Here is a 20534-nt window from a genome sequence, read left to right as displayed (position 1 = left end):
GTGAAAAACATAGTTCTTATTGACTAACCTGCCCAAAAAATGTATAATTAAAACAATTGTCGACAGTTTAATGTGCTAAAGCGATATAGAATTAGTCGACATCTTTACGTATGAAATGGAGAGGAAAGGTGTAAAAAATGGCAAAGTACACAGTACGAAGAGTCTTTATGGCAATTGTGACGTTATTAGTAGTTGCAAGTGTTACGTTTTTTTTGATGAACGCAATCCCGGGAAATCCGTGGTTATCTGAAAAAACACCTTCGCCGGCAACAATTGAGGCGTTAAATGCAAAATATGGACTTGACCAGCCCCTGATTGTTCAGTTGGGCAAATATTTAGGAAATCTTGTTCAGGGAGATTTCGGAACATCAATTAAGATGCAGAAAAACCGTGCGGTTTTAGACATTATTAAAGAAATGTTTCCACTTTCAGCAAAAATTGGTAGTTTCGCTTTATTGTGGGCAATAGCAGTAGGACTTCCTTTGGGATGTCTTGCGGCATATAAGCGAGGTACCTGGGTGGATAGTTTCTTACGTGTTGTATGTACGATTGGTATTTCTATGCCAGGATTCGTAGTAGCAACAATGTTACTTCACGTATTTTGTGGAGGAATTCCAGGAATGAAGTACTTCCCAGCTTTGTTTGACGGTACTCCAAAGAGTTATGTCTTACCATGTCTGGCACTTGGCTTTTATCCAATGTGTTATTTGTCACGTCAGACAAGAACTGCAATGCTGGATTCTATTAATCAGGAATATATTAAAACAGCTCGTGCCAAGGGACTGAAAAACAGCAAGATTATTTTCAAACACGCATTAAGAAATGCATTGATCCCGGTTATCACTTACTTGGGACCTCAGATTGCGTTCACATTATGTGGTGGTATGGTTGTAGAACAGGTATTCTCAATTCCAGGTCTGGGACGTTATTTTATCCAGGCTATTCAGAACCGAGATTATCCATTGATCATGGGAACAACAATTTTCTTGGCAACATTTATTATTATTATGAACCTTGTGGTTGACCTGTGTTATAAATTGGTAGACCCACGAATCAATTTGGCGAAGGGAGGAAACTAAATATGTCTGGAAAGAGAAGATATCAAAGACCAGGCTCTCTTCAACCGAATATTGAAGATATTTTAGAGTGGAGTGAATTGCCGGAAGATGCATTCGAAGATGCGAGTGCTCAGGAGAAAGAGGATTTTATTAAAGTCCGTAAGAGTGTTTCTTATTGGGCGGATGCGTGGCGTAGATTACGTAAGAATAAAGTTGCAATGGTAGCATTTGCAATTATTATCATATTAGTTATTTTTGCATTTGTAGGACCAAATCTGGTTCCTTACACATACAAGCAGCAGACTCGTGGGGCAGAGTCATTACATCCATGCCATTATACATTAGAAGATCAGGAAAAAATCGATGCATATATGGAGGAGCATAACGAAGAGGCAAATATGACTCCGGATGAAGCTATTGAGGCGGCCAGAGCAAAGGCAGAAAAAGAGGGAAAAACTTTAAGCCGTGTAGATGAAGCAAAGATTCGTGCAAAAGCAAGCGTAAAACAGCAGAGTGCAAGTGATGAGAAAATCACAGAAGACGATGCTGCAAAAGCACTTGGAATCAAACACAAAGCATTTGGATATTCAACAAAAGAATTACAGAAAAAAGCAGACGGCGAGGATGTATTCCCACATGTATTTGGTACAGACGATCAAGGACGTGATATTATGGTCCGAGTTATGGTGGGAACAAGAGTTTCTATTATCGTTGGTGTTTGTGCAGCTTTGATTGTATTGATCATTGGTGCATTATATGGTTCTATCTCAGGATATTGTGGAGGCGTTGTGGATACTGTAATGCAGCGTATCGTAGAGATTATATATTCTATTCCGGAGATGCTGATCATTTTGTTGCTTTCAGCAACGTTGAAACCTGCATTAGAGAGTTTCCAGAACTCAGGAAACGGACCACTTCAGAACTTAGTTACAATTTTAGGACCTAACTTGATTTCTATGTTTATCGCATTTGGTCTATTATACTGGGTAACAATGAGCCGTATTATCCGTGGACAGATTCTCCAGTTAAAACAGCAAGAGTATGTAACAGCAGCTCGAGCACTTGGAGAAAGAGGTACACGTATTATTACAAAACATCTGCTTCCAAACTGTATTGGACAGATCATTACAACAACATTCTTGCAGATTCCATCTGCAATCTTCTTGGAGTCATTCCTTTCGTTCGTCGGTGTTGGTGTATCTGCACCACTGACAAGTCTTGGTTCTATGTGTTCAGAGGCGTTGAGCGGACTTAGCACATATCCGTACAGACTGTTTATTCCGGCGGTTATCTTAAGTGTAATGATTCTGGCATTGAACTTGTTTGGTGATGGTCTTCGCGATGCATTGGATCCAAAATTGAAGAAATAAGAAAGAAAGGGAGGAGAAAAATGAAGCAGGAAAATAAAGAACATAAACTGTTAGAAGTCAGAGATCTCCAAGTCTCTTTCTTTACTCCGGCAGGAGAAGTAAAAGCAGTAAACGGTATTTCCTATGATGTAAATTATAATGAAGTTATGGGTATCGTTGGTGAGTCGGGTTCTGGTAAGAGTGTGGAAGCGTATTCAGTTATCGGATTACTTCAGAATCCGGGAAAAGTAGTGGGAGGATCTATTACTTTCGAAGGACAGGATATGCTTTCTAAAACACCAAAAGAGATGGTTGATTTCAGAGGAAAAGAAGTAGCTATGATTTTCCAGAATCCTATGACTTGTCTCAATCCAGTATATACAATCGGAAATCAGCTTGTAGAGGCATTGAAAGCACATGATAAAGATGTAAGCAAAGCAGATGCTGAAAAGCGTGCAATGGAAATGCTGGAGCAGGTTGGTATCAATAACGTTGAAAAACGTATGAAACAGTATCCGCACGAGTTGTCAGGAGGTATGCGACAGAGAGTAATGATCGCGATGGGACTTATTTGTCATCCAAAACTTCTGATTGCTGATGAGCCTACAACAGCTTTGGATGTAACAATCCAGGCACAGATTCTGGAGCTGATGAAGAAGCTTCAGGAGAAAAATCAGATGGGTATCATTTTTATCACACATAACTTAGGTGTTGTGGCAGAAATCTGTGATAAAGTATCCGTTATGTATGCAGGTAAGATGGTAGAGCAGGGTCCGGTAGATGATATTTTCTATAATCCGGGACATCCATACACAATGGGTCTGCTTCGTTCTATGCCTCGTGTAGATGCAGAAAAATATGAGCGTCTGATCCCTATCGAGGGAACACCGGTTGATATGTTGAATCCACCGGAAGGGTGTCCATTTGCACCACGATGCGAACATGCAAAGAAAATTTGTCTGCAGAAGATGCCTCCATATGTACAGATGGGAGAAGAACATCGTGCAGCATGCTGGCTTCGTGTACAGGATTGCCTGAATGAGGCAAAGAAAGACCATGCATGGATTAATGATGAGAATAATGAAAAAACGGAGGTAGACAGCCATGAGTGAGAAAAATGATGTGCTCGTTCAGGTTGAACACCTGAAAAAATATTTCCCGGTCAAGGGATTAAAAGGACCTGGAGTCCAGGCAGTAGAAGATATTTCAATCTTTATTAACCGCGGAGAGACACTCGGATTAGTAGGAGAGTCCGGATGTGGTAAAACAACATTGGGACGTACAATTCTCCAGCTTCACGAACCTACGTCAGGAAAGATTGTTTATGATGGTGAAACAATTTTTGAGGGTCAGAGCCCATGGGAGAGAGATGAAAATGGAATTATGCATCCGGTCAAAGTACCGAGAGCAAAACATGCCAAAATGCTTCCTTACAGACGTAAGATGCAGATTATTTTCCAGGATCCTTCAGCCAGCCTTGACCCACGTATGACAGTAGGAGAGATTGTAGGAGAGGCTTTGGATATCCACAAACTCTGTGCATCTAAAAAAGATCGTACAGATCGTATTAAAGAATTACTCGGACGTGTAGGATTAAATACAGAGCATGCAAACCGTTATCCACATGAGTTCTCAGGTGGACAGCAGCAGCGTGTCGGTATTGCACGTGCATTGGCAGTGAATCCAGAATTTATCGTATGTGACGAGCCGATTTCGGCATTGGATGTGTCAATCCAGTCACAGGTTGTTAATATGTTGGAAGATATGCAGCAGGAGATGGGTCTTACTTATCTGTTTATCGCACATGATTTATCAGTTGTTCGTCATATTTCACATCGTATCGGTGTTATGTATCTTGGAACTATGGTAGAGCTGGCAGAAAGTTTTGAACTGAATCGTCATCCACTGCATCCGTATTCTCAGACATTGCTCTCCGCAGTGCCTGTTCCGGATCCGGAAGTAAGCAGACGCAGAAACCGTATCGTTCTGGAAGGTGATATTCCATCTACGATGAATCCGCCAAGCGGATGTCGTTTCCATACAAGATGTCCATATGCAATGGATAAATGTAAGGAATGTGTACCGGAATTCAAGGAATATGAAAAAGGTCATTGGGTGGCATGCCACCTGCTTGAGAAGTAAAACTTCTCTTGGACATGGATAACACAGGGGAACCTGTTTATCAATAAAAAGAAAGAAGGAGAGAAACTATGAAAAAGAAAATCTTATCCGTTATTTTAGCTGCTGCACTTACTTGCACTATGGCTGTAGGTTGTGGTTCAAGCAAAGAAACAGCAAAAGATGACAAAGCAGCTACAACTAGTAGCGATGGATTCAATGTAACAGTAAACTTTGCATCTGAACCAATGACTATGGATCCGGCTCTGAACTCTACTGTTGATGGTGGTGTTATGGCAAACCACTTATTCGAAGGTTTGATGAAATGGCAGGATACTGGAGAAGAAGCTGATGGATCTGACGGAACAGTAGATAGCGCAGAGCTTACTTATGGTCAGGCAGAAAGCTATGACAAAGTTGAAAATGAAGACGGAACAGTTACTTATACATTCCACCTTCGTGACGGTATCAAATGGTCTGATGGAAAAGATGTTACAGCAGGAGATTTCGAATACTCTTGGAAACGTCTTGTAGATCCGGCTACAGCAGCTGACTACAGCTACATGCTTGACAGCGTTGTAAATGCAAATGAAATCATTGCAGGAGAGAAAGATGCTTCTGAACTTGCTGTAAAAGCAGTTGATGATAAGACATTTGAAGTTACTATTACTACAGATGTTCCATATTTTGAAGAAATCTGTGCATTCCCAGCCACAATGCCAGTACGTCAGGATATCATTGAAGAAAAAGGTGATCAGTGGACATTTGATCCATCAACATATATCTCAAATGGTTCTTACAAACTGACAGAGTGGACACATAACTCACAGATTGTTATGGCTAAGAATGAGAACTACTATGATTACGAAAATCTTGGACCAGATACAATTACATTCAAATTGATGGATGATTCAAACGCTATGCTTTCTGGTTTCAAATCAGGAGAACTTGATTTCATCCAGGATGCTCCACAGGCAGAGCTTCCAAGCTTGATTGCTTCTGGCGACATGAAAATCTTAAACTACCTTGGAACATATTATGTATGCTTCCAGACACAGAAAGCTCCATTTGACAATCCGAAGGTTCGTGAGGCATTCACACTTGCTGTTGACCGTACTTACATTGTTAATAAAGTAACTCAGTCTGGACAGGTTGAAGCCGGCGGTTATGTACCATCTGGTATTTCTGATGCTGATGGCGGAGACTTCCGTGAGGAAGGTGGAGATTACTATGCACCAACAGATGCGGATTATGAAGCTAACTGTGAGAAAGCAAGACAGCTTCTTGCAGAAGCAGGATATCCTAACGGAGAAGGCTTCCCAGTTGTAGAATATCTGTACAATACAAGTGATGCTCACAAAGCCGTTGCTGAAGCACTTCAGAATATGTGGGAGCAGGAACTTGGCGTAACTGTTACTCTGAACAACCAGGAGTGGGCTGCATTCCTTCAGACACGTAAAAATGGAGATTACTCTATTGCACGTAACGGATGGATTTCTGACTACAACGATCCAATTTCATTCCTTGATATGTGGATGACAGGTGGTGGAAACAATGATGCTCAGTACGCTAATCCAGAGTATGATAATATCATCAAAGAGGCTAAAGCTACTTCAGATGCTGCAGAGCGTATGAAACTGTTACATCAGGCAGAGGATATTCTCGTTGGACAGGATTATGTAGTAAATCCACTTTACTTCTATACACAGAAATACATGCTTGCTGATGGAATTGAAGGCACATACTATTGCCCACTTGGATATTTCTTCTTCGGATATACTCATCAGGCAAACTAAATGTTATAATAAAAAGGAATTCTGCTTGCAGGATTCCTTTTTTTAGAATAGGAGAGAAGATATGAAAGCATATGAAAGATTATTAGAGTATGCCAGAATCTGGACAACAAGTGATGAGGAAAGTACAACATCACCGACAACATCACGTCAGTTTGATTTGGCTAAGCAATTAGTAGAAGAAATGAAAGAAATAGGGATCGAAGATGCCTATATGGATGAGTTTGGATATGTATATGGACATATTCCGGCAACTCCTGGATATGAGGAGCGTACTGCAATTGGATTTATTGCTCATATGGACACAGCTCCGGATTATAGTGGCGAAAATGTAAATCCACAGATTATTGAAAATTATGATGGAAATGACGTATCTTTAGGAACATCTGGGAAGGTATTATCTGTTGCTGAATTTCCATCCTTAAAAACTTTAACTGGAAGAACATTGATCACGACAGATGGAACGACCCTTTTAGGGGCAGATGATAAAGCAGGTATTGCTGAAATCATGACTGTTGCAGAAGAACTGATAAAAGAAAATATCCCGCATGGAAAAGTATCCATCAGCTTTACAACAGATGAAGAAGTTGGAAGCGGTGCAAAACACATGAATCTGGAAGTGTTTGGGGCACCATATGCTTATACAGTAGATGGCGGTCCGGAAGGAGAGATTCAATTTGAAAATTTCAATGCAGCATCAGCGGATTTCTACGTGCATGGGGTAAATGTGCATCCTGGAGAAGCAAAAGGAATCATGAAGAATTCACAAAAGATTGCAATGGAAATTCAGGGAATGCTGCCAGTTGATGAAGCACCTGAATACACCGAAGGCTATGAAGGCTTTTTCCATCTGATGGAAATGACTGGTACTGTAGAAGAAACTAAAATGAGTTATCTTATCCGCGATTTTAATTCAGAGAGTTATGAAAATCGTAAGGAATTACTTCGAAATATTACAGAAATTGTGAATAAAAAATATGGAGAAGGAACAGTAGAACTTAAGCTTAATGATTCTTATCGTAATATGCGTGAAAAAATAGAACCATGTATGGAATTGATTGAGTATGCTAAAAAAGCATGTGAGATGGCTGAAGTAAAAGCTGATATTGCACCAATCCGAGGAGGCACAGATGGTGCACGTCTCAGCTTTGTAGGTCTTCCGTGTCCAAATCTTGGAACAGGCGGATATGGTTTCCATGGTGCTTTTGAACATATCACAGCAGAAGGTATGGATAAAGCAACTGTAATTATTAAAAATATTATTTTACAGTTTGCTGAGTAAAGAAGGATGAACGTAATTTTTGTATGGCACTTTTTTCAATTCTTGAAACATAAGATCTTGAGATACCAAGTTGTCGTGCGACTTCACGTTGAGTATATTCCTCTCCGTTGTAAAGTCCATAGCGCATTTTTAATACAAGACGTTCACGAGGAGTTAGAAGAGATTCTAACTCCTCATATAATTTTTGTATATCTTGTTTTAGCATGATACATTCAGATGCATCGGCATCATTCGTTTCAATGATATCATATAATTGAATTTCATTTCCTTCTTTGTCAATTCCAAGTGGTTCATAAAGTGAGACTTCTTTGCTTGTTTTCTTTTTTGAACGCAGATACATTAAAATTTCATTATCAATACATTTAGAAGCATAGGCTGCCAGTCGATTACCTTTTTCACTATTGAATGTCATAACTGATTTGATCAATCCAATTGTACCGATAGAAATTAAATCTTCTAAATCGTCATCCAGAGATTGATATTTTTTTATAACATGTGCAACTAGCCGAAGGTTGTGCTCAATTAAAATATGTTTTGCCTGCAGGTCTCCCTCAATATATTTTTGAAAATAATACTTTTCTTCCGAAGAAGTGAGCGGGGCAGGGAAAGATTTCAAAAGCATACCTCACAGAAAATATTCTGTTTCTGTATATATTTCAGACAGAAACAATTTAATATAGTTTATGATGAAATGAAGAAATTGGTGCTTTTCCAAATATCGACTCTTGTGTATAATAAAAGCAAGACAAATAGAATTACATTTTACAGGTAATTATAAAGTAACAATAAAAGAAGCGGTAATTAGGAGGAAAGACGATGAATAGTGTTGGTGCAGTGATTGTTGCATCTGGATATGGCGGTCATGGAAAAAAACAAAATCCAATGGAAGAGATAGATGATTTGAATATTGCGGCACAGATTGTGGTGACATTTCAGCGTGCAGGAATCAAAGATATAGTGGTTGTCTGTAAAGAAGAAAAAGAAAATCTGAAAAAAGAATTGAGAGGGTTCGGCGTCAGCTTTTTATATGATACGGAGGACAATGAAGGAGAAATGTTTTCCAGTGTGAAAAAGGGGCTTTCATATCTGGAGACAAGATGTGAAAGAATATTTGTATGCCCGGTAGAAATTGCATTATTTACAAAGGATACTGTGGAACAATTGATGAAGAATCCGGCCAAACTGGTAATTCCTTCGGTGAATTATCATGCCGGTCATCCAATACTTATATCTGCTTCATTGGTTGCGTCAATTCTTGGATACCAAGGAGAAAAAGGATTGCGTGGAGCAATCCAGAGTCTTTCGGTGAAACCTGCTTATGAAGTTGTTAAAGATGAAGGGATTTTAGTACGTGCAGACAGTGTGAAAGACAGTGATGAGATTGTCAGACAATATGGGGAGACTCGTATGAGGGCAACGGTAAAGGTAAGACTTACAAATCGCAAACCATTCTTTGGACCAGGGATGGTAACACTTCTTAGAGAAATCGAAAGTCTGGGTTCAGTAAGAGAAGCATCAGAAAAAACCGGAATCTCATACAGCAAAGCATGGTCGATGATCCGAGACGCAGAAAGAGAGTCCGGACAAACACTTGTAGAGAGACAACCCGGAGGAAAATTCGGTGGAGCTGCAAGTGTATCGAAAGCAGGAAAAGAGATGCTGGAGAAATACGAACAATTAGAGCAGGCAGTAGAGAGCTATACAACAAAAAAATATCAGGAGATTTTTCAAAATTAGAATTGACAATTTATCTGATTCAAGTTAAGATACAAGGAAAGAATAAAGCGTGTAATATGGCATAGCGTTTATTCTTTCTTTTTTTAAAACATGCATGTTACAAATATCCGCTGAAGAATTCTTTGTCAGCGAACATCAAAAAGACCATTTTCGGTCAAAGAATCCAATTTAGTAAAGTAAATAAAGAAGGGAAGTGCGTACATGGGATTTAGTACAGTACTGTCTGCAGCTGTATTCGGGCTTAAAGTAGAGCTTGTAAATGTAGAAGCAGATGTAAGTAATGGTCTTCCAATGTTTCATATGGTGGGCTATTTGTCGTCAGAAGTAAAAGAAGCGACAGACAGAGTACGAACGGCAATTCACAATTCAGGGATGGAATTTCCGGCAAAAAAAACAATTATAAACCTTGCTCCGGCAACGATTAAAAAGAGGGGCGCAGCGTTTGACCTGCCGATTGCGGTAGCAATTTTAACAGCATTGGGACAGCTTGAGCAAGAATCGGTGGAAAATGTAATGATGCTGGGAGAATTAAGTCTGGATGGAAATGTGAAATCTGTCACAGGTGTTCTTCCGATTGTACTAGAAGCGAAAAAAAGAGGGATCAAAACTTGTGTTTTACCAAAAGCAAATGCCTTAGAAGGTGCATTAGTTGAAGGAATGAAAGTAATCGGAGTGGAAAATCTGGAAGAAACGGTGTTGTTTTTAAGCGGGGAAGCAAAAATTAATGCGACACTATATTCGTCAAAAGATAGTGGTGAAAATCTTGAACCACCGTTAGATTATAGTGATGTTTATGGACAGGCTGCTGTGAAAAGAGCAACGGAAATTGCCGTGGCAGGAAATCATAATTTATTGTTGATCGGACCTCCGGGCAGTGCAAAATCTATGATTGCAAAGAGAATTCCAACAATATTTCCGGAAATGACAAGAGAAGAGAGCATAGAAATTACAAAAATATATAGTGTGTTGGGAATGTTGGAAGAAACAGATCCTCTTATTTGTACAAGACCATTTCGAAGTGTACATCATACAGCAACAAAAACATCTTTGGTTGGAGGCGGAAGAATTCCAAGACCGGGTGAAATCAGTCTGGCACATAGCGGTGTTTTATTTTTAGATGAATTACCGGAGTTTTCAAGAGAGGTACTGGAAGTGCTGAGACAACCGTTAGAAGAGCATCAGATTCGGATTACAAGAGCACAGGGGACATATCAGTTTCCAGCTAATTTTATGCTGGTTGGAGCGTTAAATCCTTGCCCTTGCGGATGCTATCCCGATTTGAACAAATGTCGGTGTACAGAAAGAGAAATACAGCAATATATCGGAAAATTAAGTCAGCCATTTCTTGACCGGATGGATATATGTGTGGAGGCGCCGAGAGTGAAATATCAGGTTTTGAAAGAAAAAAGAAGAGAAGAAAAGTCTGAAGAGATACGGAAACGTGTTTCAAAAGCAAGAAAAATACAACAAAAGAGATATCAGACAACAGGAATTTTGACTAATGCAGAATTGGAAGGAAAACAGCTAGAGAAATATTGCAGACTTGGAAAAAAAGAGGAACAAATGATGCGGCAGGCATTTTCAAGGCTCGGTTTAACTGCACGAACATATTATAAAATATTGAAGGTAGGACGTACAATTGCAGATTTAGATGAGTCGGAAAATATTGAGCTGAGACATTTACAGGAGGCCATAGGATATCGGGCTATGGATAAAAAATATTGGGGGAAATAGAAATGATACAAGATGAGAAAAAATATGAATATTGGCTGGCTTCTATTCAGAATTTGTCAGATAATAAAAAAAATAAATTAAGAGAGCATATGAATTTTGCCAAGCGTGCTTATTATATAGAAGAAACAGAATTAAACACACTAAATTTTTTGTCGGAAAAGGAAAAAAACGTGATAAAACAGGCGCAAAAGGAGTTGAATCCGGATTATGTGCAAGAGGAGTTAGAGAAAAAAGGAGTTTCTGTTGTTTTACGATATGAAGAAGATTATCCACGACAATTGCAGTCGATACCAGATAGACCATATGCAATATTTTATAAAGGAAGTTTGCCAAGAGCAGAAAAATATAGTGTGGGAATTGTAGGAGCAAGACAGTGTACACCATATGGAGAAAAATATGCTTTTGAATTTGCACAACAGCTTGCACAACATCAGGTGCAGATCATCAGCGGTCTTGCTAAAGGAATTGATGGTATTAGTCAAAGAGGAGCATTGATGGGAGGAGGACAAACATTTGCAGTCCTTGGTAATGGTGTGGACATTTGTTATCCAAGAGAAAATATAGGTCTATATCATGATATTATCGAACAAGGTGGTGGGATTTTATCAGAATTTCCACTTGGAGCGCCACCTTTGGGATTCCAATTTCCAAAAAGGAACAGAATTATCAGTGGCCTTTCCAAGGTGTTATTGGTTATAGAAGCAAGAGAAAAAAGCGGTTCATTGATTACTGCTGACATGGCATTGGAACAAGGGCGAGATGTCTATGCATTGCCTGGACCAATTAATAGTGCTTTGAGTTCGGGCTGCAATAGGCTTATATGGCAAGGTGCAGGTATATTGTTATCACCGGAACAATTACTGGAAGAACTTGGGATTGTAAATGTAGCGGAAAGTGTCGAATTTAAAGAAAAAGAACAAGAAAAGAAAAAAGTGCTTGAAACAAAGGAAAATTTGGTGTATAGTTCACTTGGTCTTTATCCTAAAAGTGCGAATCAAATTATGGAGGAAACAGGACTACAGGTTTCTATAGTTTTTCAAATTTTGAGTGCATTACAGATACAAGGCTTAATTAGGGAAATATCAAAAAATTATTATATAAAAGTATGAGAAAGCTAGATGAATGGCAGAAATTCTGCCTATAATGGAGGAAAATGTTTTTATGGCACATTATCTTGTTATCGTGGAGTCACCTGCAAAAGTAAAAACAATCAAGAAATTTTTAGGAAGCAATTATACAGTGGCAGCTTCAAATGGACATGTAAGGGATCTCCCAAAGAGTCAGCTCGGTATCGATGTGGAGAATGATTATGAACCAAAATATATTACTATCAGAGGAAAAGGAGATATTCTTGCAAATCTGAGAAAGGAAGCAAAAAAAGCTGACAAAGTGTTTCTTGCAACTGACCCGGACCGCGAGGGAGAAGCCATTTCCTGGCATCTTGCAGCGGCGTTAAAATTAGACGACAAGAAGATGCGTCGTATCACATTTAATGAAATTACAAAAAATGCAGTTAAAGCATCATTAAAAGCACCAAGAGAGATTGATATGGATCTTGTGGATGCTCAGCAGGCACGTCGTGCATTGGACCGTATGGTTGGATACAAGATCAGTCCGCTGCTTTGGGCAAAGGTGAAGAGAGGTTTGAGTGCAGGTCGAGTGCAGTCTGTTGCATTGCGTATTATTGCAGATCGTGAAGATGAGATTAATGCGTTTATTCCGGAAGAATATTGGACACTGGATACAATTTTAAAAGTAAAAGGTGAAAAACGTCCATTGACTGCGAAATTTTATGGAACAGCTGATAAAAAAATGACGATTCATTCAGAGGAAGAGATGAATCAGATTTTAAAAGAGCTGGAGAATGCAGAATATAAAGTGACAGATATAAAAACTGGGGAGCGTTCAAGAAAAGCACCTCTGCCATTTACAACAAGTACATTGCAGCAGGAAGCATCAAAGGTGTTAAATTTTGCAACACAGAAGACAATGCGTATTGCACAGCAGTTGTATGAAGGAATTGATGTTAAAGGGAATGGAACAGTCGGTGTCATTACCTATCTGCGTACAGATTCAACACGAATCTCAGAGGAAGCAGATGCAGCAGCAAGAAGTTATATTTCAGAGACTTATGGCAGTGAGTTTGTAACGGAAGGCAGTACAGAGAAAAAGACAGGTAAAAAGATTCAAGATGCGCATGAAGCAATCCGACCTTCTGATATTACAAGAACACCAGCCTCATTGAAAGACTCCTTGACAAGAGATCAGTTTAGATTATATCAGTTGATATGGAAACGCTTTACTGCTAGTAGAATGAAACCGGCAGTGTTTGAAACAACTTCTGTAAAAATCGGTGCGGCAAACTATGTATTTACAGTATCTACATCAAGATGTGTGTTTGAAGGATTCCGCACAGTTTATACAGAGGCTGATGAAGAAAAGGAAGTAAGTAATGTTCTTGTGAACGGATTAAGTACAGAATCTGTTCTTACAAAGAAAGAGGATGAAACAAAACAACATTTCACACAGCCACCGGCACATTATACAGAAGCATCTCTTGTAAAGGTATTGGAAGAGCAGGGAATTGGACGACCAAGTACGTATGCACCGACAATTTCAACGATTATTGCAAGACGATATGTTACAAAAGAGGGCCGAAACCTGTATATGACAGAAATCGGAGAAGTTGTAAATAATATCATGAAGCAGTCCTTCCCAAGTATTGTGGATGTGAGTTTCACAGCAAATATGGAAGGCCTTCTGGATATGGTAGAAGAAGGAAAGGTTGCATGGAAAGAAGTAATCCGTAATTTCTATCCGGATTTGGATGAAGCAGTTCAAATTGCAGAAAAGGAACTGGAGAGTGTTAAGATTGAAGATGAAGTTACTGATGTGATATGTGAAGAGTGTGGCCGTAATATGGTTGTAAAATACGGACCACATGGAAAGTTCCTTGCATGTCCCGGATTCCCGGAATGTAGAAATACAAAACCATATCTTGAGAAGATTGGAGTTTTGTGTCCTGTTTGTGGCAAAGAAGTTGTAATCAGAAAAACGAAAAAAGGAAGACGTTACTACGGATGTGAGAATAATCCGGAATGTGAATTTATGTCTTGGCAGAAACCATCGAAAAAGAAGTGTCCGAAATGCGGAGGCTACATGGTTGAAAAGGGAAATAAGCTGGTTTGCGCCGATGAAAAATGTGGATATGTAGAGACAATTGAAAAAGAGAACGCATAATAAAAAGTTTATCTAAGTCGAGAAGACTCCCACCTCTTTAGGTGGTGAATAATAGCAAACTTGTCTCAGTGGGAGTCCAATCTCCGACTGAGATAAACGCTCTGCGAGGATGCGCAGTGATTCTGATAGGAATATGTCAGCTTCGCTGACCAGAATCACGCGCCAAGTCTCACGGACGTTCGACTTGAATGAAATATTCGAAAGAAATATGAGCACTTTGATTGAAAAGTTAGGAATTGTATGATAATATACCCTTATATGGTGATTTAATATGAGTTGTACATACAATTCGGACATGGAGGAAAATGATGAGTGTACAGTTATTAGATAAAACAAGAAAAATCAATAAATTATTGCATAATAATAATTCGAGCAAGGTTGTATTCAATGATATTTGCGCTGTTATGACAGAAATTCTTGATTCGAATGTACTGGTTGTAAGTAAAAAAGGCAAAGTTTTGGGGACAAGTAAGTCAGTCAATGTAAAAGAAATCAAAGAATTATTGGAAGAACGTGTGGGTGCTCATATCGATAAGATGTTGAATGAGCGTTTGCTTAGCATTTTATCTACAAAAGAGAATGTCAATCTTGAGACTCTTGGTTTTTCAGGGGATGTTGTGAAAGGCTATCAGGCAATTATCACACCAATCGATATTGCAGGAGAGCGTCTTGGAACTTTGTTTATCTACAAGCAAAATGAAGGATATGAGATTGATGATATTATTTTGAGTGAGTACGGAACAGCAGTAGTCGGACTTGAGATGCTTCGTTCTGTTAATGAAGAAAGCGCAGAGGAGACAAGAAAAGAGCATATCGTTCAGTCTGCGATCAGTACATTATCTTTCTCAGAACTTGAGGCAATTGTTCACATTTTTGATGAATTGAATGGAACAGAAGGAATCCTTGTGGCAAGTAAGATTGCGGATCGCGTCGGAATCACAAGATCAGTGATCGTAAATGCATTGCGTAAATTTGAAAGTGCAGGAGTTATTGAATCGCGTTCTTCAGGAATGAAAGGTACTTATATCAAAGTGTTGAATGATTATGTATTCACAGAATTAGAGAAGATTAAAAAAGAAAGAATGTAATTTGAAAGTTCAACCAGAAAGGGTATCAGTATTCTGATGCCCTTTCGTTTTCAGAAAAAAGAAGGATTCATAATTTTCAAAGATGCAGAATAATATAAAGGAGGACCGAAAATGTACGAAGGAAATGCAGTTGCACTGCAAATGATAAAAACAATTTCAGCGGACGGAGTATTTGATGATGCAACACATCGCTGTCAGGTGTTCCGCTATGATATGGAAGAAGATTATATTTATTTAAAATTGAGAGAGAACGATCTTAAAGCGATTTCACTTGATGCAAAATACCAGTGTTATATTTCAACAAGAACAGAATTACTATCTTGCAGCGGAGTGGTGAAAGAACGTTATCAGTCAGAAAATGGTAATATACTGGTATTTCGGATTGAAAACGGGTTTTATGTTTTGGACAGAAAGAACAAATAAATATAGATAAAGAAAAAAAGAAAAATTTATAAACTCTGTTGACAAATAGTTAGCAGAGTGTTATTTTATATTCATGGGTTAGCACTCAAGAGAAATGAGTGCTAATAAATAGCTTTTTAAGGAGGAATTACAATGAAATTAGTACCATTAGGTGATAAAATTGTATTGAAGCAGTTAGAAGCAGAGGAAACAACAAAGTCTGGTATTGTATTACCTGGACAGGCAAAAGAAAAACCACAGGAGGCAGAAGTAATCGCAGTCGGACCTGGTGGTAATATAGATGGAAAAGAAGTAACAATGCAGGTGAAAGTTGGAGATAAAGTTATTTATTCTAAATATGCAGGAACAGATGTAGAGCTGGAAGGCGAGAAATATATCGTTGTAAAACAGAGCGATATCTTAGCAATCGTTGAGGCATAATATAGAAGAATAAGAAGGCGGAGAACATTATCCGCTTTTTAAAATGAGAAGCAGGATTTGCAAGATAGAATTGGAGGAGTTATATCATGGCAAAAGAAATTAAATATGGTGCAGAAGCCAGAGCGGCATTAGAAGCAGGTGTGAACAAACTTGCTGATACAGTAAGAGTAACAATCGGACCAAAAGGAAGAAACGTAGTATTGGATAAATCTTTTGGAGCACCATTGATCACAAATGATGGTGTTACAATTGCAAAAGAAATTGAACTTGAAGATGGATTTGAGAACATGGGAGCACAGCTTATCAGAGAAGTTGCTGCTAAAACAAATGATGTGGCCGGAGATGGTACAACAACAGCAACAGTTCTTGCACAGGCAATGGTTAATGCAGGAATGAAGAACCTGGCAGCAGGTGCTAACCCAATCGTACTTCGTAAAGGTATGAAAAGAGCAACAGATAAAGCTGTAGAAGCAATTGCAGATATGAGCAGCAAAGTAACAAGTAAAGAGCAGATTGCAAGAGTTGCAGCTGTATCTTCAGGAGATGAGTCTGTTGGACAGATGGTAGCAGATGCAATGGAAAAAGTTTCTAACGATGGAGTTATTACAATCGAAGAATCTAAAACAATGCAGACAGAGCTTGACCTTGTAGAAGGTATGCAGTTTGACCGTGGCTATATTTCAGCTTACATGGCAACAGATATGGAGAAGATGGAAGCAGTTCTGGATGATCCATATATTTTGATTACAGACAAGAAGATTTCTAACATTCAGGATATCCTTCCTGTTTTGGAGCAGATCGTTCAGTCTGGAGCAAGACTTTTGATTATTGCTGAAGATATCGAAGGAGAAGCTCTTACAACATTGATCGTAAATAAATTGCGTGGAACATTTAATGTAGTAGCTGTAAAAGCACCAGGATATGGTGACAGAAGAAAAGAGATGCTTCAGGATATCGCTATTTTGACAGGTGGTCAGGTGATTTCAGAAGAGCTCGGTATGGATCTTAAAGAGGCTACAATGGATCAGCTTGGACGTGCAAAATCTGTAAAAGTTCAGAAAGAGAATACAGTTATCGTAGATGGCTGTGGAAATAAAGAAGCTATCAACGGAAGAGTTGAGCAGATAAAGAAAGCAATCGATGAAACAACATCAGATTTCGATCGCGAAAAATTACAGGAAAGACTTGCAAAATTGGCAGGTGGAGTAGCTGTAATCCGTGTTGGTGCTGCAACAGAGACAGAGATGAAAGAAGCAAAACTTCGTATGGAGGATGCTTTGAATGCAACAAGAGCAGCTGTTGAAGAGGGAATTATCGCAGGAGGTGGTTCTGCATACATCCACGCTTCAAAAGAAGTTGCAAAACTTGCTGATGAATTGGAAGGCGATGAGAAAACAGGTGCTCAAATTATTCTAAAAGCACTGGAAGCACCATTGTTCCACATTGCTCATAACGCAGGACTGGAAGGATCTGTTATAATTAATAAAGTCAGAGAATCAGAGCCGGGAGTTGGATTTGATGCATATAAGGAAGAGTATGTAGATATGGTAAAAGAAGGAATTCTTGATCCGGCTAAAGTTACAAGAAGCGCATTACAGAATGCAACAAGTGTAGCTTCTACATTATTAACAACAGAGTCTGTTGTTTCAACAATTAAAGAAGATACTCCTGCAATGCCAGCTGGTGGAGCAGGCGGAATGGGTATGATGTAATAAGCATCCTATCAAAAATAGAAAAGAGCTCGGTAGTTTACCGGGCTCTTTTTCGACATATCAGAATGCAATTTTGACAGGTTAAATAGATAGGGTTATAAAAGAATATTAGCAAAAATAATGGGTATAAAATAAAGAACAAATAATTCAAATTTTGGTGCGAGATTACTCTTGACAAGTATACTTAATTTTTGTAGTATATCAGATAAATATTTACGACAATATTTACGTTTGGAGAAAGAGAGGAATAATAATCATGGGTAAAATTATTGGAGAAGGAATTACATTTGATGATGTGTTGCTGGTTCCGGCATACTCAGAAGTGATTCCAAATCAAGTAGATTTATCGACACATTTAACAAAAAAAATTAAACTGAATATTCCAATGATGAGTGCAGGCATGGATACTGTTACAGAACATCGTATGGCAATTGCAATGGCTCGTCAGGGAGGAATCGGTATCATTCATAAGAACATGAGTATTGAACAGCAGGCAGAAGAGGTTGATAAGGTAAAGAGATCAGAGAACGGAGTTATTACAGATCCATTTTATCTTTCACCGGAACATACACTGGCAGATGCGAATGATCTGATGGCAAAATACCGTATTTCAGGTGTTCCGATTACAGAAGGAAGAAAGCTTGTAGGTATTATTACGAATCGTGATTTAAAATTCGAAGAAGACTTCTCTAAAAAGATTAAAGAGTCTATGACATCAGAAGGTCTTGTTACAGCACCGGAAGGAATTACATTGGAGGAAGCAAAGAAAATCCTTGCAAAAGCAAGAAAAGAGAAACTTCCAATTGTAGATGCAGAAGGTAATCTGAAAGGACTTGTTACAATCAAAGATATTGAAAAACAGATTAAATACCCATTATCAGCAAAAGATTCTCAGGGAAGACTTCTTTGCGGTGCTGCAATCGGTATCACGGCAAATTGTCTGGAGCGAGTAGAAGCCCTTGTGAAAGCTAAAGTAGACGTGATTGTTATGGATTCAGCACACGGACATTCTGCAAACGTAATCAAGACAGTTCGTATGGTTAAAGAAAAATATCCGGACCTTCAGGTTATCGCAGGTAATGTTGCAACAGGAGCAGCAACAAGAGCGTTAATTGAAGCTGGTGTAGATGCTGTTAAAGTTGGTATCGGACCTGGATCTATTTGTACAACACGTGTTGTTGCGGGAATTGGTGTTCCACAGATCACTGCTGTTATGGATTGTTATGAAGTGGCAAAAGAATACGGAGTTCCGATCATTGCTGATGGAGGTATCAAGTTCTCAGGAGATATGACAAAAGCAATTGCAGCCGGAGCAAATGTATGTATGATGGGAAGCATCTTTGCCGGATGTGATGAAAGCCCAGGAACATTTGAATTATACCAGGGAAGAAAATATAAAGTATATCGTGGTATGGGTTCTATTTCCGCTATGGAGAATGGAAGCAAAGACCGTTACTTCCAGGAGAATGCAAAGAAATTAGTTCCGGAAGGTGTAGAAGGTCGTGTAGCATATAAAGGATTAGTAGAAGATACTGTATTCCAGCTCATGGGTGGACTTCGTTCTGGTATGGGATATTGCGGAACTGCTACAATTGAAGAACTGAAAGAAAACGGACAGTTTGTGAAGATTTCAGCTGCTTCATTAAAAGAAAGTCATCCACATGATATTCATATTACAAAAGAAGCGCCAAACTATAGTGTAGAACAGTAGTATAAAAAGTTTAAATATTGGTCAGTATGGAATGTTTTTAAATTCATACTGACCTTTTTCATTTGTAGGAAAAATTCATAAAATGTGTTATGATAAGTACATGCAGAAGAAAAAAAGAAAATCAAATCAGTCAATAAAAAAATATCATAGAAAATCTAGAAGAAACAGAACGAAAAAACTGATGATCATCGGGGTGATTTTACTTATAGTAATTCTTGGAATAGGAATAATGCAAAGAAGATATGGGAGGGAACGACAGGGACATTTGGATGTGGATGCATCTCAACCAGATATTGACGTACAGCTTTTAGATATCAATGAATATTCCAGACCGGGAATTGAATCAGATTCAATCACAGGAATTGTAATTCATTATACAGCGAATCCTGGGAGCACGGCACAGCAAAATCGAAACTATTTCAATGGATTAAAAGACAGTCATGAAACATCTGTCAGCAGTCATTTTGTAGTAGGGCTTGAGGGAGAAATCATACAATGTGTGCCGACTTGGGAAATTGCATATGCCTCAAATGAGAGAAATCATGATACGGTATCAATAGAATGCTGTCATCCGGATGAAACCGGGAAATTTAATGACGAGACATATAAATCAGTAGTACAGTTGACCGCCTTTTTATGTGAAAAATATGGACTTACACAGGAAAATGTGATCCGACATTATGATGTTACAGGGAAAATATGTCCAAAATATTTTGTAGAACATGAAGATGCGTGGCAGACATTTAAAGAAGATGTGGAAGCAGCATTACAAAAAGACAAGCAAAAATAACGTCGCTGGTCACACGTACTGTGAACAGTAACAAAATAACGACTAAAAACAAGTTGTTTGTGTTGCAAGGTGGTTAGAA

At 38.7% G+C, this 20534-nt stretch carries 17 protein-coding genes; 16 read left to right on the top strand and 1 reads right to left on the bottom strand.

Features of this window, described 5'->3' with window-relative positions:
• Positions 1-137: 137 nt before the first annotated feature.
• The 6 genes from D8Q48_RS08125 to pepT all read left to right on the top strand — a co-directional run bounded on the left by D8Q48_RS08125 (position 138) and on the right by pepT (position 7600).
• Entirely contained in the window at positions 138-1079 is a 942-nt protein-coding gene (locus D8Q48_RS08125) for an ABC transporter permease (RefSeq protein ID WP_118688877.1), read from the top strand.
• A 2-nt stretch (positions 1080-1081) separates the two neighbouring features.
• Complete coding sequence (locus tag D8Q48_RS08120) at positions 1082-2428, top strand: ABC transporter permease (RefSeq protein ID WP_121056167.1); 1347 nt, start codon at positions 1082-1084, stop codon at positions 2426-2428.
• Between the two features lie 20 nt (positions 2429-2448).
• Positions 2449-3519 (top strand): ABC transporter ATP-binding protein, encoded by a 1071-nt coding sequence (locus tag D8Q48_RS08115; protein WP_117989394.1) that lies wholly within the window; start codon positions 2449-2451, stop codon positions 3517-3519.
• Positions 3512-4549, top strand: a complete 1038-nt coding sequence (locus D8Q48_RS08110) for an ABC transporter ATP-binding protein (RefSeq protein WP_121056165.1) — start codon at positions 3512-3514, stop codon at positions 4547-4549. The genes D8Q48_RS08115 and D8Q48_RS08110 overlap by 8 nt, the downstream gene beginning before the upstream one ends.
• Before the next feature lie 68 nt (positions 4550-4617).
• The gene (locus D8Q48_RS08105; RefSeq protein WP_117989392.1) at positions 4618-6321 is read left to right on the top strand and encodes a peptide ABC transporter substrate-binding protein; all 1704 of its coding nucleotides are present in this window, start codon (positions 4618-4620) and stop codon (positions 6319-6321) included.
• A 61-nt stretch (positions 6322-6382) separates the two neighbouring features.
• Positions 6383-7600 carry a peptidase T gene (gene pepT, locus D8Q48_RS08100; protein WP_118688878.1) on the top strand — a complete coding sequence of 406 codons (1218 nt, stop codon included), beginning with the start codon at positions 6383-6385 and terminating at the stop codon, positions 7598-7600.
• Here pepT and sigK read toward each other — a convergent pair.
• Positions 7578-8216 carry an RNA polymerase sporulation sigma factor SigK gene (sigK, locus tag D8Q48_RS08095; protein ID WP_117989390.1) on the bottom strand — a complete coding sequence of 213 codons (639 nt, stop codon included), beginning with the start codon at positions 8214-8216 and terminating at the stop codon, positions 7578-7580. The genes pepT and sigK overlap by 23 nt on opposite strands.
• A 200-nt stretch (positions 8217-8416) precedes the next feature.
• Between sigK and D8Q48_RS08090 the strand changes: the two genes are divergently transcribed.
• The 10 genes from D8Q48_RS08090 to D8Q48_RS08045 all read left to right on the top strand — a co-directional run bounded on the left by D8Q48_RS08090 (position 8417) and on the right by D8Q48_RS08045 (position 20455).
• Complete coding sequence (locus D8Q48_RS08090; RefSeq protein ID WP_117989389.1) at positions 8417-9337, top strand: NTP transferase domain-containing protein; 921 nt, start codon at positions 8417-8419, stop codon at positions 9335-9337.
• 201 nt (positions 9338-9538) lie between these two features.
• Positions 9539-11071, top strand: coding sequence for a YifB family Mg chelatase-like AAA ATPase (locus D8Q48_RS08085; protein WP_121056164.1), 1533 nt, complete (start codon positions 9539-9541; stop codon positions 11069-11071).
• 2 nt (positions 11072-11073) lie between these two features.
• On the top strand, positions 11074-12180 hold the full coding sequence (gene dprA / locus D8Q48_RS08080) for a DNA-processing protein DprA (RefSeq protein ID WP_117989387.1): 1107 nt from the start codon (positions 11074-11076) through the stop codon (positions 12178-12180).
• A gap of 52 nt (positions 12181-12232) precedes the next feature.
• On the top strand, positions 12233-14311 hold the full coding sequence (gene topA / locus D8Q48_RS08075; RefSeq protein ID WP_117989448.1) for a type I DNA topoisomerase: 2079 nt from the start codon (positions 12233-12235) through the stop codon (positions 14309-14311).
• Between the two features lie 308 nt (positions 14312-14619).
• Positions 14620-15399 carry a GTP-sensing pleiotropic transcriptional regulator CodY gene (gene codY, locus D8Q48_RS08070; protein WP_022076043.1) on the top strand — a complete coding sequence of 260 codons (780 nt, stop codon included), beginning with the start codon at positions 14620-14622 and terminating at the stop codon, positions 15397-15399.
• 111 nt (positions 15400-15510) lie between these two features.
• The gene (locus D8Q48_RS08065; RefSeq protein WP_022076042.1) at positions 15511-15822 is read left to right on the top strand and encodes a hypothetical protein; all 312 of its coding nucleotides are present in this window, start codon (positions 15511-15513) and stop codon (positions 15820-15822) included.
• A gap of 132 nt (positions 15823-15954) precedes the next feature.
• Entirely contained in the window at positions 15955-16242 is a 288-nt protein-coding gene (locus D8Q48_RS08060; protein WP_022076041.1) for a co-chaperone GroES, read from the top strand.
• An 86-nt stretch (positions 16243-16328) separates the two neighbouring features.
• Positions 16329-17954, top strand: coding sequence for a chaperonin GroEL (gene groL / locus D8Q48_RS08055; RefSeq protein ID WP_117989386.1), 1626 nt, complete (start codon positions 16329-16331; stop codon positions 17952-17954).
• Positions 17955-18210: 256 nt separating this feature from the next.
• Positions 18211-19665: an IMP dehydrogenase gene (gene guaB / locus D8Q48_RS08050; protein ID WP_117989385.1), complete on the top strand. Its 1455-nt coding sequence runs from the start codon at positions 18211-18213 to the stop codon at positions 19663-19665.
• A gap of 100 nt (positions 19666-19765) precedes the next feature.
• On the top strand, positions 19766-20455 hold the full coding sequence (locus tag D8Q48_RS08045) for a peptidoglycan recognition family protein (RefSeq protein WP_243116254.1): 690 nt from the start codon (positions 19766-19768) through the stop codon (positions 20453-20455).
• The last annotated feature ends 79 nt before the right edge of the window (positions 20456-20534 follow it).

The organism is Ruminococcus sp. B05, from assembly GCF_003628495.1.
In the GTDB taxonomy this organism is placed as follows: domain Bacteria; phylum Bacillota; class Clostridia; order Lachnospirales; family Lachnospiraceae; genus Schaedlerella; species Schaedlerella hominis.
Note: the sequence above shows the minus strand (reverse complement) of the source record. Positions and strands in the feature narration are given on the sequence as shown.